We start from the raw sequence: 14,877 nt of genomic DNA on the forward strand, positions 1-14,877 counted from the left end.
AATATGAAGGAGTGAAAGAAACAATGGCAGAAGAGAAACACTATATGACAGAACAAGGTAAAGAAAAGCTCGAAAAGGAACTTGAACAATTGATAACTGAAAAACGAAAAGAAGTTGTTGAACGAATCAAAATTGCACGAAGCTTTGGGGATCTTTCCGAAAACTCGGAGTACGATTCTGCCAAAGAAGAGCAGGCATTTGTGGAAGGGCGTATTCAGCAGCTTGAAACCATGATCCGAAATTCAGAGATCATCGAAGAAGACAAAAACACATCCAAAGTATCCCTTGGCAAAACAGTCGCTTTTGTTGAAATTCCGGATGGTGAAGAAGAAAAGTATGTCATCGTGGGCCGCGCTGAAGCTGATCCATTGGAAGGGAAAATTTCCAATGAATCGCCTATGGCACAAAGCCTTCTCGGTTGTGAAATCGGTGACCAGGTCGTCGTATCTACACCAGGCGGCGATATGACGGTGAAAATAACAGCGGTATCGTGATCGCAGTATAGGATGAACCCCCCGACTTGAAGTGTAAAACTGGTCGGGGGTTTGTCAATCATTCAAGGGAGTCTGTTTCGCCGAAGGTATACACTATAATCATTCGAAGACTGCTTTTCCTGTTACAAAAGGTTAACAAATCGATGTCAATTGATGAATTACATGGAAACTGTATCGTAATCCTTTCTTGTATCGTCTATAATAGGAAATAGATTTGGAATAGAAGGAGGAACTCAGGATATGAGTGAGTTTGATAATCAGGATTTTAATCGCAGTGAGGTTCGCCGAAAAAAAAGAATGAATACGATTTTAAATGTAGCGATCGGTTTGGTAGCACTGTTAATTGTTGTGATATCTGCATCCATGTTCATGGGAGGCAACGATGACTCTGTGGCAGTGAATGATGATCAGGATATAGAGGAAATTGAAAATAATGAGAATGAGCAAAACGAAGAAAATACGATTGATGCAGATATTGATGAATCTTCAGACGAAAATAACCAGGAGAATGTTGACAATGAATCTTCTTCTGACGAAAACGTCGAAGCCAATGAAAATGGGTCCAATGATCAAACAGAGAATGAAAATGACACATCATCGAATAACGATGAAGGATCAAACAATGAGAGCGCAGCTGGAAACAGTAATGGCGAAGTGACAGAAGGTGAATGGGGTCCAATTGGTACAGTGCAGGATGAACCTTTCACGGCAGTTTATGACAGGGATCACGTTAACTGGGAAGAAATGACCCGTGCATTGGAATATGCCATGAACACTGATGAAGAAGACATGATTATCGAATGGCTCGGTAATGGCGGGGATCACGAGACAGCAGTCGGTACAGTCAGTTTGAGAGAGGATCGTTCTGAGGTTTATGAGATTACATTGTCTTGGGTAGAGAATGAGGGCTGGATGCCGACTGAGAAAGAACAACTTTCGTCTAATCCATATAACTGATGAAAACCGGGGGATATTTTCCCCGGTTTTTCGATATTGACTGGACGTTGATCTGGAAAATTTGTGTTGCGTAAGAACGTCAGGTTCGCTATGATGTAACAGAATTATGAATAATAGGGAGTGGTGGCTGTGAAAATCGGTGTGATAGGAGCAATGGACGAAGAAGTGGATATGCTTCGTTCGAAAATGGATATCATTGAAGAGACCGTGATTGCAAACTGTGAGTTTACATTGGGGGAACTTTACGGTGTGGAAGTCGTTCTTTCCAAATCCGGGATTGGTAAAGTCAATGCTGCGGTTAGCACAACGTTGATGAACCAGTTATATCATCCGGACTATATTATCAACACGGGCTCTGCAGGAGGACTCGATCCCCGGCTATCAGTTGGTGATATTGTCATTTCCACAGAAGTGCGCTACAACGATGTCGATGCTACAGTTTTCGGCTATGAATTCGGGCAGGTGCCACAAATGCCCGCGCTGTTTAGTCCTGATGAAAGATTGGTGCAAATTGCAGGAAAAAGTGCAGGTGGGGCAGGAGTCAATGCAGCGAAGGGTCTGATCATATCAGGGGATTCCTTCATGAGTGATCATGAACGCGTGGAGCGTTTGAAGAAGATGTTTGTTGAACCCCAATGCGCTGAGATGGAAGCTGCAGCGATAGCACAGGTATGTTATCAGTTTGCTGTTCCGTTTGTGATTATCCGGTCCTTATCCGACATTGCCGGAAAAGATGCACTGATGTCTTATGAGGAATTCCTTGAAACAGCAGGCATCAATTCAGCGAACATTGTCATGGCTATGCTCGAGGAGATGAAAGAGCTGACTTGATGAAATTATTCCAGGTTTTTGATTTCATCGATGGCATGCGCGAGGATTCTTGCAGTTAACCCCCAAATGATCCGGCCGTTATAGTCATAAAACAATTCTTTGATATGGCCTGTGCGCCAGCTGTAATCCTGGCCGTTTGGAATCAGGTGATAAGGGAAACCGGATTCAGGTCTAACATCAAGCCGGATGTTATGCTGTTTAGGATCCATGGAAATCAAGTCTTTCACAGGGACAGTGAATACCTCTGCGACTTCGGTTTCCTGAGGTGTAATGGCGTTCTCATCATGTATGATCCCGATAAAAGGGTGAACGATAAACTGAAATGGTGTGACCATAATGTCCAATTCGCCAAGAAGTGTCGCTTGCTTTTCCTGTAAACCGAGCTCTTCCTGAAGTTCCCTGAGCGAAGCGGCAGCGTAACTCTGGTCGGATTCTTCCACTCTGCCTCCCGGGAAACAAACTTCGCCGGGCTGTTTTACAAGGGTAGATCGTACCTGAAACAGAAGATGCCATTGATCATCCCGGTAAAGCAGCGGAAGAAATAATGAAAAATGAACAGATTTATGTTGACCGAGTATGCCTGCTTTGCGGTCTTCGAAATAACTGATCAAATCAGTTGCACGTGTATTCATATAATCCCTCTCCCTTGAACATTGCTGCTTTCATATACGTACAGTATAACAAATCTCAATGGATTGGAACGAATATCAGGCTTTTTGATGTGCCATTTCAAGGTGAGACTTGGAAGATCAGTAAATTTTCTATATAATGAAATCAATCCCTGTTGGAGGTGAACGATTGATGAAATTAACAGTCGCAAGACCAGTCTTTGGTGAAACAGCCAGTATTCTTGTAAATGAAGCAGCAAAACATGAAGAAAAAATTCTGATCAAGAAAGACCATTGGGTCATTGATGGGAAAAGTCTTCTCGGCCTTCTGGCATTGGCTTTGCAGCCAGGTGACGAAGTGGAGTTGGAGTTTGAAGGAGCAGAAGTGAATCCTTCATTCGTGGAAGCCTTGAAAAAAGAAGGTTTGTTCAAATAAAAAAAGCCGCCCCGTCAGGGGCAGCTTTTTTTATACTTCTTAGGAATGTTTACGTTCGCTAAAGGATTGAAGTAAAAAGGGAACTAAGGCTTTTGCGATGTAAGCTTGGCGAGAAGCCAAGTTTTCTTTATTCATCACAAGAAGGTTTAAGTTGGCTGAAGAAATGACGTATCAGTGTAACAAAGACTTGTCGCCAGCCCTATGGCGACAAGTCAGATTTTCTTCATTGATTTTCCATTCAACCAAATTAAAGTTTGCTGTTAAACCACTCTCTCAATTCTACCAGACGTGATTCTCTCAGTTCCGGAGGACCACTTCTCGAAAGCTCGTGGTTGGCATCGGGCATTCTTACAAAACGAACGTCTTTGTCCTGAAACCGGAGTGCTGAAAACAGCTGTTCCGCCTGTTCAATTGGGCACCGCAGGTCCTTTTCGCCATGAAGGATTAACAGCGGTGTATTCATATGTGCAGCGAGGCGGAGAGGGGAATGATGCCACAGTTTGTCCGGGTTGCTGAAGAGATCGTCACCGATCTCCCACTCAGTAAAGAAATAGCCGATATCGGACACCCCGAAAAAACTGGTCCAGTTACAGATTGATCTGAGCGTTGCGGCTGCTTTGAAACGGTCGGTATGCGCAATGATCCAGTTAGTCATAAACCCGCCGTAGCTGCCGCCGGTAACTCCGAGCCTTTCGGAATCGATTTGTGGATAACGCTCGAGACAACCGTCCACAAAGCACATGAGATCCTCATAATCCATACCGCCATAATCGCCTCGAACCGCATTGACATGCTCCTGACCATACCCATGGCTGCCTCTTGGGTTTGCCAGCATGATGGCATAGCCCTCTTGTGCAAGAAGCTGCAGTTCATGAAAGAAACTATACCCATACATCGCATGCGGACCGCCGTGGATTTCGAGGATAGCAGGGAGTGAGCCATTCTGCATGGACGCTGCTGCCCCGATAACCCAACCTTGAATTTCCTTGCCGTCTGTAGAGCGAATCCGGACTTCTTCCATATCCAAGCAACTTGTATTGTCCAACCAGGATTGATTTTGATACGTAACCGGTTTGAGTTGACCGGAGCCTGTTAACGGAACCATGTACAGTTCTCCAGGAGAAACCGGGTTACTCACAGCGACGAGTGCTTCGGCGTCTGACAGATAAAAATTATAAACGTGATGCTGGCCGTGTGTCAGGGGCAAAGGCTCCTTGGTTCCACTCAGATCGAACTGATAAAGCTGAGTCTCTCCCTGATTACTGACGAGTGTAAAAACGATTTCGCGTTCTGAATCAACGGTAAACCTTCTTGAGGAATCACCGAATCGTATATCTGCAATCATCTGATCACCAATTGGACAATCAAAAGTTTTTGTGACATTGGATGCTTTCTGATTGTTGGAGTCATAGCGGTATAAGTCAGAATGGGTGGCACCCAGGTATGCTTTATCATGAGCGAGAAGCACCATTTCACCGCTATTATTCAAATATCTTGCCTGCTGGACGGTCAAACCCTCTGCCAGATAATCCATTGTATAGCTGCCGTTATCCATACGGATCTCATAAAGATCAGATCGGACCTCGGTATCTGTTCCCAGGTTTGCTGTCACAAGAAGTGATTCCTGTTCTTCGCAGTAATCCTGGAATTGATAATCTGCATCATGTGGTGTCAGGATCCTGATCGAATGGGTGGCCAAATCGATCAGTGCCGTTTGCAAATGCATCCCGTCATCGAAGCCTCTTGCATCTGTTTTATAGTCAATTCGCGTCGCGATGTAAGGTTTTTTCAGTTCATCGGATGGCTCCTCTTTCTTTTCAGTAAAGGCGTTGAGCTGGTCTCCCTGTTCACCGACTTCACCTCTCAAGGTCAAGAGAATCTGTTTCCCGCTTCGGCTCCACTCTGCACCGTGTATTCCTCCAGGGACCTCGGTGATCTGTTTCCCTTCGCCTCCTTGAAGGGGTTGAAAGAAGAGCTGCGGCTCTTTCTTTGACTCCGGTTTTCGCAGGTAAAGGATTGTTTTTTGATTCGGAGACAGACGCGGCTGTTTAATACTTCTTGGACCGCTTGTCATAGCGACTGCATCTTCTGAATGACGGGCCTTTTTGTATAAGTGTGTAGCATACTGATTGTCGCTGGTGATGATGGTCTCAAGAAAATATGTATTTCCTGTATCATCATCCAGGATTGGATCTGCGAGAATTCGCAGCTTTTTTAAATCGGTCTCGTTTACTGGTTTTTTATGATTATCCATGGTGGACGCCTCCTTGTATTGAAACGGCTTGTGTTTCGATTACAGTGTAACAAAACGGGAATCGAAATAAAAATAATTTGTAAACGTTTTCGGGTCATGATAAGATCGGTGAGAGTAAACGTTTACGTAACGGAGGTGTGTGATGACGGTTACGATCAAGGATGTTGCAAAAGAGGCAGGCGTCTCCATTGCAACCGTATCCCGCATTATCAATAAACAAGCGGGATACGGCAAAATGACAGAGCAGAACGTTCTGGCTGCCATCAAGCAGCTTGGGTATACGCCAAACGCGCTTGCAAGAGGTCTTGTGGGTCGGGAAACCAAAACAATTGGTGTGATTATGCCGAAAGTGTCTGGACTTTTTTCAGCAAAACTTCTTGAGGGGATTGATAAAGAAGCAAGAAGGAGGGGTTTCAGCGTATTTGTCAGTCACACTCAAGTAAATGAAGGACACGCCCTGAAGGATCTGCAGGTTTTTCGGGAAAAACAGGTGGATGGCGTGATTTATATCAGTGATGAATTAACCCCTCCCCAGGAAGATCTTCTGATGGATATGAAGGTTCCCGTCATACTTGTCGCCACCCGCTCCTTGAGGATGAATTTTCCTTATGTGAAAGTGGATGATGAACAGGCAATGTACGATGGGACGACGTATCTGATTGATCAGGGGCATCGGGAGATTGCCTTTATCGGTGGAGAAAACAACGATGCGATTGCAGGTGGACCTCGTGATCGTGGATTTCGCAGAGCGATGGCAGATGCAACTATTCCTGTCAATGAACTGCTCATCTATTATGGAAACTATCAGTTTGAAAGTGGCGTTGATGGCTTGCATGCATTTCTTGCTTCAGGTGACCCGTTTACAGCCGTCGCTACTGTCAGCGATGAAACGGCCATCGGTGTTTTGTCTGCCTGCTGGACTGCTGGACTGTCAGTTCCGGAAGATGTTTCTGTATTGGGGTATGACAATACAAAAGCCGCCGTCATGGCGATTCCACCGCTGACGACCATCAGTCAGCCCCTTGATGCCATGGGGGGGAGAGCGGTGGAACAATTATTAAAGCTGAGAGAACATGAAGAATACGATTTTAAACAGACAGAGACACCCCACTCATTAAGTACAACCATGCTTCATCAACTGAAGCTGCGTGAGACAATCAAAAGAATCAATCGAGAGGTGTGAAAAGAATGGAACAATCAAAACGATGGTGGAAAGAAAGTGTTGTCTATCAGATTTATCCGAGAAGTTTTAACGACTCAAACAATGACGGAATCGGTGACATCCCGGGCATTATCGAGAAGCTTGATTACTTGAAAAAACTCGGGGTCGATGTCATCTGGCTGTCTCCGGTGTATCAGTCTCCGAATGATGATAACGGCTATGATATCAGTGATTACAGGGATATCATGGATGAATTCGGTACGATGACAGACTGGGAAACTATGCTGAAAGAGGCCCATGACCGAGGCATTAAAATCATTATGGATCTCGTGGTAAACCATACTTCTGATGAACACGCATGGTTTCTCGAATCCCGAAAGTCAAAGAACAATGACTACCGTGATTATTATATCTGGCGTAAAGGAAAACAGGACGGAAGTGAACCGAATAACTGGGAATCTGCGTTCAGTGGCTCTGTTTGGGATTATGATGAGACGACCGGGGAATATTACCTTCATCTGTTCTCGAAGAAACAGCCGGACTTGAATTGGGAAAATCCAATAGTTCGCTCAGAGGTTTATGATATGATGCGCTGGTGGCTTGACAAAGGCATCGATGGATTCCGCATGGATGTCATTAATTTTATTTCCAAGGTGCCGGGCTTACCGGACGCACCGAACCCGCAAGGTAAGAAATATGTTCCTGGAGGCGACTATTTCATGAACGGGCCGCGGATTCATGAATTCCTGCACGAAATGCATCAGCGGGCACTGGCGGATTATGATGTGATGACGGTTGGTGAAATGCCGGGAGTTGATGTGGCTGAAGCGGTGGACTATACGAAAGAAGACAACCAGGAATTGAATATGGTATTCCAATTTGAACATATGGATCTCGATTCAGGTCCGGAAGGGAAATGGGATCTGAAACCTCTGAAGCTGAAAGACTTGAGAGACAATCTTGTGAAATGGCAAAAGGGACTGGAGAACGAGGGCTGGAACAGCCTGTACATGAACAATCACGACCAGCCCAGGATGGTTTCCCGTTTTGGTGATGACGGGAAATACCGGGTAGAATCTGCAAAAATGCTGGCTACAATGCTGCACATGATGAAAGGAACGCCTTTCATCTATCAAGGCGAAGAATTCGGTATGACAAACGTTCAGTTTGATTCCATTGAGGACTATCAGGACATTGAAACGTTGAATATGTATCGGGAGAAACGTGCTGAAGGGGTGCCGCAAGAGGAGCTGATGCATAAGATTCACGTAAAAGGGCGGGACAACGCCAGAACGCCGGTTCAGTGGAACGATTCTTCACATGCCGGCTTTACCGGGGGGACACCCTGGATTCAGGTGAATCCGAACTATCAGGAAGTCAATGCTGAAGCGGCAGTTGCTGAACCGCAATCAATTTTTCATTACTACCGCAAACTGATTGACCTGCGTCATAAACATGAAAGCATCGTTTATGGCAGCTTTGATAGTCTGTACAATGATCACGAAGAAATCGTTGCTTATCAGCGTGAATACCAAGGGGAGGTGCTCCTGGTGTTTCTGAACTTCTACGACGGACAACCGAAGGCAGCGCTGCCTGAAGAATTTGTGCAAAAAAATCGGGACATGTTGATCAGTAATTATCAAGTTGAAGAGATATCGGCGAATGAGTTTACCCTTCGACCTTATGAGGCAAGAGTATACCGGATAACAGATTGATTCAATTATGAAAGATAGAAAAAACCGGGTGTGAACTATATGAACCGCCCCCCCCAAAAGTTAGACCACCAAATCTAACTTCTGGGGGTGTTTTTTATGTTGACACCCAGTAACCTTTAAGGTACGATACATTTATAAAGTTGCACAAGGTAAACATTTATAGATGGAGGTAATTAATATGGGCAAGGTTAAATTAATGCTGGCATTTTTATCGGTAGCGTTGCTGGCTGCGTGTGGTAATGATCAAAATAATGAAGAAAATGCTGCTTCAGAAAACGATGCTGGCATTTTTGTAACGACCAGTTTTTCGATCCTGGCAGATGTGATTGACGGCGTTCTTGGTGATAGTGGAGAAGTGGACTATCTGGTGCCGATCGGGGAAGAACCTCATGAATATGAACCTGTTCCATCTGACTTTCGGAAGGTCAGTGATTCATCTGTTTTTTATACCAATGGGTTAGGCCTTGAAGAGTGGCTCGAACGATTAATCGAAAATACAGGTGAAACGCCGGTTAAATCCTTATCAGAGGGGGTAACCGAAATTCCGCTGGAAGGTGAGAGCGGAGCCGATCCACATGCATGGCTGGATCCTGCAAATATAGAGATTTATGCAGAGAATGTCCTGGCGGATTTAAGCGAACGCTTCCCGGATCATAAGGAGATTTTCGCAGAAAATGCCGAGACCTATATCCAGGAGATCAACGAATTGGATGAATGGATTAAAGAACAAGTTGAGGGGATCCCTGAAGAAAACCGGATCATCGTTGTCAGTGAAAATGCCTTCAAATATTACGGGGAAGCCTACGACTTTGAAACTGCAGGTATCTGGGAAATCAATTCCGGTGAAGAGGGCACGTCTGGACAGATTAATGCGATAATCGATCTGGTGAGAGACCGGGACATCCCTTCTCTCTTTGTGGAAACAACCGTTGACAGCCGCTATATAGAGACTGTTTCAGAGGATACAGGAGTGAACATCGCGGGCGAAGTGTATACTGACGCGGTTGGAATGGATGGTTCAGGAGCGGAAACTTATGTGGATATGATGCGTCACAATACAGAAGTATTTGTTGACGGATTGATGAATCAGTAAGTAATATGGTTGCAAGAGGGTAATGGCCATGTTACTATACCCTTATAGGTATAAAAATGGAGAGGTGAGACTATGAATATTACAGACAAAGCTAAAGGTTACATCCAGAACATTCTGGACGAGAATGGTGCAGCGAACATTAAAGTGTACGTTGCAGGCATGGGCTGAGGCGGCCCACAATTAGGACTGGCTCTGGATGAGCCGTCAAAGACTGATATTGTTGAAGAGATCAATGGGATTAAAGTTGCATTCGAACAGCATGTACACGGACAGACCGGCAACATGGCCCTGGACTTCCAGGAAACCCCGCAGGGAAGCGGACTCGTCATGACCGGTAATGAAAGTGACTGTTGCTGATCGCAGGTAAAACAGCCTATGAAATCGACGAAAAAAGAGGTCAGAATCCAATAGGGTTCTGACCACTTTTTTTTATGCCAATAACCGGATGGGCGATCCAAAATGGATACGAAAACTTGACATGTCGCCAAGTTTATGACGAAAGCCTTCGTTGCACTTAGACTTCATTTATTTGGCATACTTAAACATTTCTATAAAGGACAAAGAAAAAAGACCCCAACGAATGGGGTCTTTTTTATTCATTACTTTTGCACGTTGGCAGCTTGTGGTCCACGCTGACCTTGCTCGATGTCAAAAGTAACGGCTTGGCCTTCTTCAAGTGTTTTGAAGCCTTCGCCTTGGATCGCGGAGAAGTGTACGAATACGTCGTCCTGTCCTTCTACCTCGATGAAACCGAAACCTTTTTCTGCGTTAAACCATTTTACTGTACCTTGTGTCATGAATAAATCCTCCTGTGTGGCTTTTTGCCACGTTTTATTACCATTGAGCTCTTCATTTAAACGTTCAAGAGGAATCCTTGTTAAAAAGTCTTTCTGATCTTGAAATTTATCCGAACATCAAACAGCTAAGTACAACTATAATGGAAAATCGAATAAAAAGAAACCCCTAATTTAAAAAAAGTCCAAAAAAATTTGACCAAAATTAAAAAGCGTGCGAGGATTTAGAAAGGAATGTATTTGATTGGAGGGATCAAGATGAAATGGCGTGTGGCTATCGTCCAGATGGATGTTACGTATGGAGATCCGGTCAAAAACAGGGAAAAGATTCACTCTCTTTTGGCTGATCAGAACTTTGGTGATGTGGATGTGATTGTATTGCCGGAACTCTGGTCCACCGGCTATGATCTCGCTAGTCTTCCGGAATTATGTCAGAAGCATCAAAATGGAGATATTGCGTTTTTGCAAGAGCTGGCCCTGTCGTATCACTCGATGGTCGTTGGCGGATCGATTGCCTTTGAAGAAAACGGACACTATTACAATCAGATGCTGGTAATTGACCGGGATGGATCCATTCAAAAAGAATACAGAAAGATTCATTTGTTCCGACTGATGAACGAAGAGAAATACTTGTCAGAAGGAGAGACGAATGGCCAATTCACATTGGAAGGGGTCCCTTGCAGCGGCTTCATCTGTTACGACATCCGCTTTCCGGAATGGATTCGGACGCATGTATTGAATGGATCTAAAGTTCTTTTTACAGTAGCAGAATGGCCGTTGGCAAGAGTCGACCACTGGCGCACGCTTTTAATCAGCAGGGCGATAGAGAATCAATGTTACGTGATCGCCAGTAATCGGGTCGGGTCTGATCCGAAAAATGAATTCGGCGGGCACTCGCTGGTGATTGATCCATGGGGCCAGGTGCTGCGTGAAGGTGACACCTACTTGGAAGAGGTGCTGATTAAGGAGATTGACTTAGACGAAGTCGAGGCGATCAGACAGCGAATCGCCGTGTTTGATGACCGTCGTCCGGAAATGTACACTTCCTGGCTGGATTAATCAAAATAAATAGTAAACATCAAGAACCCCGTGATCAGTTAAAATGAACTGGTCATGGGGTTCAATTGGTCTTATGAAATGTTTCCTTCTAAGAATTCTCCTCTTTGTTCTTTCTCCCAGGCATCGAGTTTATCATGAACCAGGGTATAAGTTCGTTCGGATACTTCAGGAAGGTCCCCAAAAATATCTTTTACGGCACTGAACCCATCATTTATGGCATCGCGAAGAATAGCCAGTTTATCAGGGTTTCCACCAGATAAGGCGACAGCAAAGTTAACAATCCGGTTACTAGTCGCTTCTGCACCATAGGGGCCGTTATCTGCAATAGCGGCCGCGGCTTCTGCTCTCGTTTCGTCGTCCACCTCGAAAGTCTCCCAGTCGATTTTTCCATCATGGATATCCTGAAATGTGTTCCCTTGTTTTTCGAGCATTTTCCGGACGAGATTCTTTAATGATTCAAAATGGTATTCGGATTTCTGTCTCAGTTCGTCAATGTATTCGTTCCGCTCTTCTTCAGTCATTTCTTTGACAGGTGGACGTTCGGATGGCGTATAGACTTCAGATGATTGTTTCTGTTTGATCACTGCGGAAGTATCGCTTCGATTCTGAGCGGCTTTTGCATTGGCTGACTGGGGTAACTGGACAACGGTTGTGGACACCTTTGTCATTTCCACGGTTGTCATCTCCTTATTGTTTTCTTATATATCGGCTTTTTAAAAAACATTTGCATATAAAAATGCAAATCAGAGGATTTTTCTTTTTTTGTGTTGACATCTCTCCTCCTCTGTTATAGTATACATCTATAGAATAAATTCTGTTATAAAACAAAAGGGAGGGCTTGATTATGAACAACCGACAAGAGGCAAATCTTAACGATTTTCTTTCGGACATGCAACGGATGCAAACAGAGGAAATGATGGTGAAAGACGAGGACAAGGAACAGATCCGCATCAAGGACCAGGAGTATCAAGCCACTTATTTGTTTTTTTAAGAACGTGGAACACATAAAAAAGTGTCGCTGTCCATTCAGGACGACGACACTTTTTTTATGGCTGCTCTTTCAACAGGTGTACTTCTGCGGTAAACAGTAACTGCAACAGAAAGGATCACAAGAATAAAGCCAAGAAACTGCCAGCTGTTCAGGTTGTCCTGAAAAACGGCAACACCGATGACAATTGCTACAGCAGGTTCAATGATGGAAAGAATAGAGGCACGACTCGATTCGACATAAGTAAGTCCAAATGTATAAAACACATAGGCAAGGACTGTGGAGAACAGCGCCATCGATCCGCCATTGATTAAAACACCCGTTTGCAGGAGGCGGCCAGGTTCCACCAGCAGACTGCTTGTGGTTAGCAAAAAGATGGAACCTGTGATCATGGAATAAGCAGTAATCGTCAAACTGTGATAGTGGCGACTGATGGATTTGCCAAAGATGCTGTAGAGCGCATAGAAAAACCCTGAGAGGAAACCGAACAGAACAATGCCCCAACCATCAGGAACATTGCCAGAGGGGAGAAACTCCACCGTCAATGCACAACCGGCAAGCATCAGAATAAGCGCCAGACCCTTGGCACCGGTAAATGGTTCTTTGAAGAAAATCCGGGATAAAATGGTCACAAAAACCGGCCCTGTATAAAGCAAGACGACAGCCAGTGATAAGTTTGCTTCACTGATGACCGTAAAAAAGAAATAATTAAAAAAAGCGATGCTGATGACACCTGTCCCAACAAAATAGGGGAGATGCCGGATATTGATTATAAGTAGTCCGGGCTTATACAAAAGAAGAAACAACACGATCAATATCGCAGAAAAGCTGAGCCGGATACCTACCGTTTCCCAGGGGGTAAACCCGAGTGCATAAAGCTGCTGGACAAAAAGGCCGATCGTCCCCCACAATGCTGCGCCAGTCATAACCATTATGTATGCAGTTTTTTTACTCACGTCATGTCACCTCACATCTTCTTTCATCTTAAGGCAGGATCTTCCATAGGTAAAGCCTTTTCATTTCATTCTGAGTTTTGAAGGTTTATAATGAGTTAAACAACATGGAAAAGGTGGTTATCCGCATGAAAAAAAGATGGATTCAGGTGGCAATTGCAGCGGTCGTAATCGTTTTGTTGATTCCGGTGGGACAAATTGCATATGATGCCACTTTTAATAAATCATCCGGGAGTGTGGCTTCTGTATCTCCTGTCACCGATGAGGAAGCATTGGCAACTTTTGCCGGGGGCTGCTTCTGGTGCATGGAGCCGCCTTTTGACGGTGTAGAAGGTGTCATGGAAGTATACTCCGGCTACACTGGCGGCCAGGAAGAATACCCCGCATATGAAGACGTGGCATCCGGTAATACCGATCATGTGGAAGCGGTACAGGTACGTTTTGATCCGGATCGCATCGCTTATGAGGATTTATTGCAAATTTTCTGGCGCCAAATCGATCCGACAGATGCAGATGGACAATTCGTCGACCGGGGTCATCAATACAGTACAGCAATCTTTTATCATAACGGTGAACAAAGGGATTTGGCTGAAGCCTCGAAGCGGGATCTTGAAGAATCCGGGCGGTTCAATGAACCTGTCATCACGCCTGTTTTAGAAGCAGAAGCGTTTTACAAAGCAGAAGAGTATCATCAGAAATTCTATCAGGAGAATCCCGTTCGCTATCAAGCCTATCGCGCAGCTTCCGGAAGGGACAGTTTTCTGGATGAATACTGGGGCGATGAACGCAATTATGAACCAACGTCATACGACCCTGCCGACTCAAAGTACGCCGTTGACTATACGGACGAGGAGTTGGAAGAGATGCTGATGCCAATCCAGTATGAAGTCACTCAGCTCGATGGAACAGAGCCCGCATACCGGAATGCGTATTGGGACCACTATGAAGACGGGATCTACGTCGATGTGGTCTCTGGAGAACCGTTGTTCAGCTCACGGGACCAATACGATTCAGAAACAGGCTGGCCGAGTTTTACACAGCCGATTGATGAGCATTACATTTTAGAAGAAGAAGACCGCAAACTCTTGGTGGTTCGAACAGAGATCCGGAGCCGTTATGGTGATTCACACTTGGGTCACGTGTTTGAAGATGGGCCGGAACCAACCGGACTGCGTTATTGCATGAATTCCGCAGCACTTCGCTTCATTCCTCTGGAAGATATGGAGGAAGAAGGATACGAAGATTATATCGATGAAGTTACTTCTTCTTAAAACGGCTGCCGGGTGAACGCCCGGCAAGCCGTTTTCTTTTATCAGCGACGCGTTTGAAACGGCTGGATGTCTCTTTGTGAAGAGGGTGCATGTGTTCAATTCGTTTGTCATTATTCAAAGTTACTTCTACAATGTTCCCTGCAGTCAGACTGTCATTGAGCCAGTCATCGGCCTGTAAATGTTCTTCCCGTCCGTCTTCCTCAAACAGTAAGACGATGATTCCATCTTCCACGCGGTCAATCACAGCTTTTTTTTTCATCGG

17 protein-coding genes are annotated in these 14,877 nt (G+C 44.9%); 11 read left to right on the forward strand and 6 right to left on the reverse strand.

Annotation, left to right across the window (positions count from 1 at the left end; genetic code table 11):
• Positions 1 to 23: 23 nt before the first annotated feature.
• The 3 genes from greA to mtnN all read left to right on the forward strand — a co-directional run bounded on the left by greA (position 24) and on the right by mtnN (position 2,282).
• Positions 24 to 494, forward strand: coding sequence for a transcription elongation factor GreA (greA, locus tag BBEV_RS05715; protein WP_069364593.1), 471 nt, complete (start codon positions 24 to 26; stop codon positions 492 to 494).
• Positions 495 to 734: 240 nt separating this feature from the next.
• Positions 735 to 1,451 (forward strand): YrrS family protein, encoded by a 717-nt coding sequence (locus BBEV_RS05720; protein WP_069364594.1) that lies wholly within the window; start codon positions 735 to 737, stop codon positions 1,449 to 1,451.
• Positions 1,452 to 1,580: 129 nt separating this feature from the next.
• On the forward strand, positions 1,581 to 2,282 hold the full coding sequence (gene mtnN, locus BBEV_RS05725; protein WP_069364595.1) for a 5'-methylthioadenosine/S-adenosylhomocysteine nucleosidase: 702 nt from the start codon (positions 1,581 to 1,583) through the stop codon (positions 2,280 to 2,282).
• 5 nt (positions 2,283 to 2,287) lie between these two features.
• On the opposite strand, the gene BBEV_RS05730 is transcribed toward mtnN, so the two are convergent.
• Positions 2,288 to 2,914: an NUDIX hydrolase gene (locus tag BBEV_RS05730; RefSeq protein WP_069364596.1), complete on the reverse strand. Its 627-nt coding sequence runs from the start codon at positions 2,912 to 2,914 to the stop codon at positions 2,288 to 2,290.
• Between the two features lie 169 nt (positions 2,915 to 3,083).
• Here BBEV_RS05730 and BBEV_RS05735 point away from each other — a divergent pair, with 169 nt between their 5' ends.
• Positions 3,084 to 3,326, forward strand: coding sequence for an HPr family phosphocarrier protein (locus BBEV_RS05735; RefSeq protein ID WP_069364597.1), 243 nt, complete (start codon positions 3,084 to 3,086; stop codon positions 3,324 to 3,326).
• Positions 3,327 to 3,573: 247 nt separating this feature from the next.
• On the opposite strand, the gene BBEV_RS05740 is transcribed toward BBEV_RS05735, so the two are convergent.
• Positions 3,574 to 5,580, reverse strand: a complete 2,007-nt coding sequence (locus BBEV_RS05740; protein WP_069364598.1) for a S9 family peptidase — start codon at positions 5,578 to 5,580, stop codon at positions 3,574 to 3,576.
• Positions 5,581 to 5,722: 142 nt separating this feature from the next.
• Between BBEV_RS05740 and BBEV_RS05745 the strand changes: the two genes are divergently transcribed.
• From BBEV_RS05745 to BBEV_RS18005, 4 genes are all read left to right on the forward strand, one after another.
• Positions 5,723 to 6,763: a LacI family DNA-binding transcriptional regulator gene (locus tag BBEV_RS05745; protein WP_069364599.1), complete on the forward strand. Its 1,041-nt coding sequence runs from the start codon at positions 5,723 to 5,725 to the stop codon at positions 6,761 to 6,763.
• A gap of 5 nt (positions 6,764 to 6,768) precedes the next feature.
• Complete coding sequence (locus BBEV_RS05750) at positions 6,769 to 8,457, forward strand: glycoside hydrolase family 13 protein (protein WP_069364600.1); 1,689 nt, start codon at positions 6,769 to 6,771, stop codon at positions 8,455 to 8,457.
• A 178-nt stretch (positions 8,458 to 8,635) separates the two neighbouring features.
• On the forward strand, positions 8,636 to 9,550 hold the full coding sequence (locus BBEV_RS05755) for a metal ABC transporter solute-binding protein, Zn/Mn family (protein ID WP_069364601.1): 915 nt from the start codon (positions 8,636 to 8,638) through the stop codon (positions 9,548 to 9,550).
• Between the two features lie 72 nt (positions 9,551 to 9,622).
• Positions 9,623 to 9,907, forward strand: coding sequence for an iron-sulfur cluster biosynthesis family protein (locus BBEV_RS18005; protein ID WP_084007246.1), 285 nt, complete (start codon positions 9,623 to 9,625; stop codon positions 9,905 to 9,907).
• A 242-nt stretch (positions 9,908 to 10,149) separates the two neighbouring features.
• Here BBEV_RS18005 and BBEV_RS05760 read toward each other — a convergent pair whose 3' ends face one another.
• Positions 10,150 to 10,347 carry a cold-shock protein gene (locus BBEV_RS05760; RefSeq protein WP_013173349.1) on the reverse strand — a complete coding sequence of 66 codons (198 nt, stop codon included), beginning with the start codon at positions 10,345 to 10,347 and terminating at the stop codon, positions 10,150 to 10,152.
• A gap of 255 nt (positions 10,348 to 10,602) precedes the next feature.
• On the opposite strand from BBEV_RS05760, the gene BBEV_RS05765 reads away from it, so the two are divergent.
• On the forward strand, positions 10,603 to 11,403 hold the full coding sequence (locus BBEV_RS05765) for a carbon-nitrogen family hydrolase (RefSeq protein WP_069364602.1): 801 nt from the start codon (positions 10,603 to 10,605) through the stop codon (positions 11,401 to 11,403).
• Positions 11,404 to 11,474: 71 nt separating this feature from the next.
• Here the strand turns inward: BBEV_RS05765 and BBEV_RS05770 are convergent, their stop codons facing one another.
• Positions 11,475 to 12,077: a hypothetical protein gene (locus tag BBEV_RS05770; protein ID WP_069364603.1), complete on the reverse strand. Its 603-nt coding sequence runs from the start codon at positions 12,075 to 12,077 to the stop codon at positions 11,475 to 11,477.
• A gap of 170 nt (positions 12,078 to 12,247) precedes the next feature.
• Between BBEV_RS05770 and BBEV_RS17365 the strand changes: the two genes are divergently transcribed.
• Complete coding sequence (locus BBEV_RS17365) at positions 12,248 to 12,394, forward strand: hypothetical protein (RefSeq protein ID WP_157100926.1); 147 nt, start codon at positions 12,248 to 12,250, stop codon at positions 12,392 to 12,394.
• Between the two features lie 35 nt (positions 12,395 to 12,429).
• On the opposite strand, the gene BBEV_RS05775 is transcribed toward BBEV_RS17365, so the two are convergent.
• On the reverse strand, positions 12,430 to 13,347 hold the full coding sequence (locus tag BBEV_RS05775; RefSeq protein WP_069364604.1) for an EamA family transporter: 918 nt from the start codon (positions 13,345 to 13,347) through the stop codon (positions 12,430 to 12,432).
• Between the two features lie 125 nt (positions 13,348 to 13,472).
• On the opposite strand from BBEV_RS05775, the gene msrB reads away from it, so the two are divergent.
• Entirely contained in the window at positions 13,473 to 14,615 is a 1,143-nt protein-coding gene (gene msrB / locus BBEV_RS05780; protein ID WP_069366615.1) for a peptide-methionine (R)-S-oxide reductase MsrB, read from the forward strand.
• On the opposite strand, the gene BBEV_RS05785 is transcribed toward msrB, so the two are convergent.
• Positions 14,602 to 14,874 carry a DUF3006 family protein gene (locus BBEV_RS05785; RefSeq protein WP_069364605.1) on the reverse strand — a complete coding sequence of 91 codons (273 nt, stop codon included), beginning with the start codon at positions 14,872 to 14,874 and terminating at the stop codon, positions 14,602 to 14,604. The two genes, msrB and BBEV_RS05785, sit on opposite strands and share 14 nt — an antisense overlap.
• Between the last annotated feature and the right edge of the window lie 3 nt (positions 14,875 to 14,877).

The sequence above is a fragment of the Salisediminibacterium beveridgei genome (assembly GCF_001721685.1).
Taxonomy (GTDB): Bacteria; Bacillota; Bacilli; order Bacillales; family Salisediminibacteriaceae; genus Salisediminibacterium; species Salisediminibacterium beveridgei.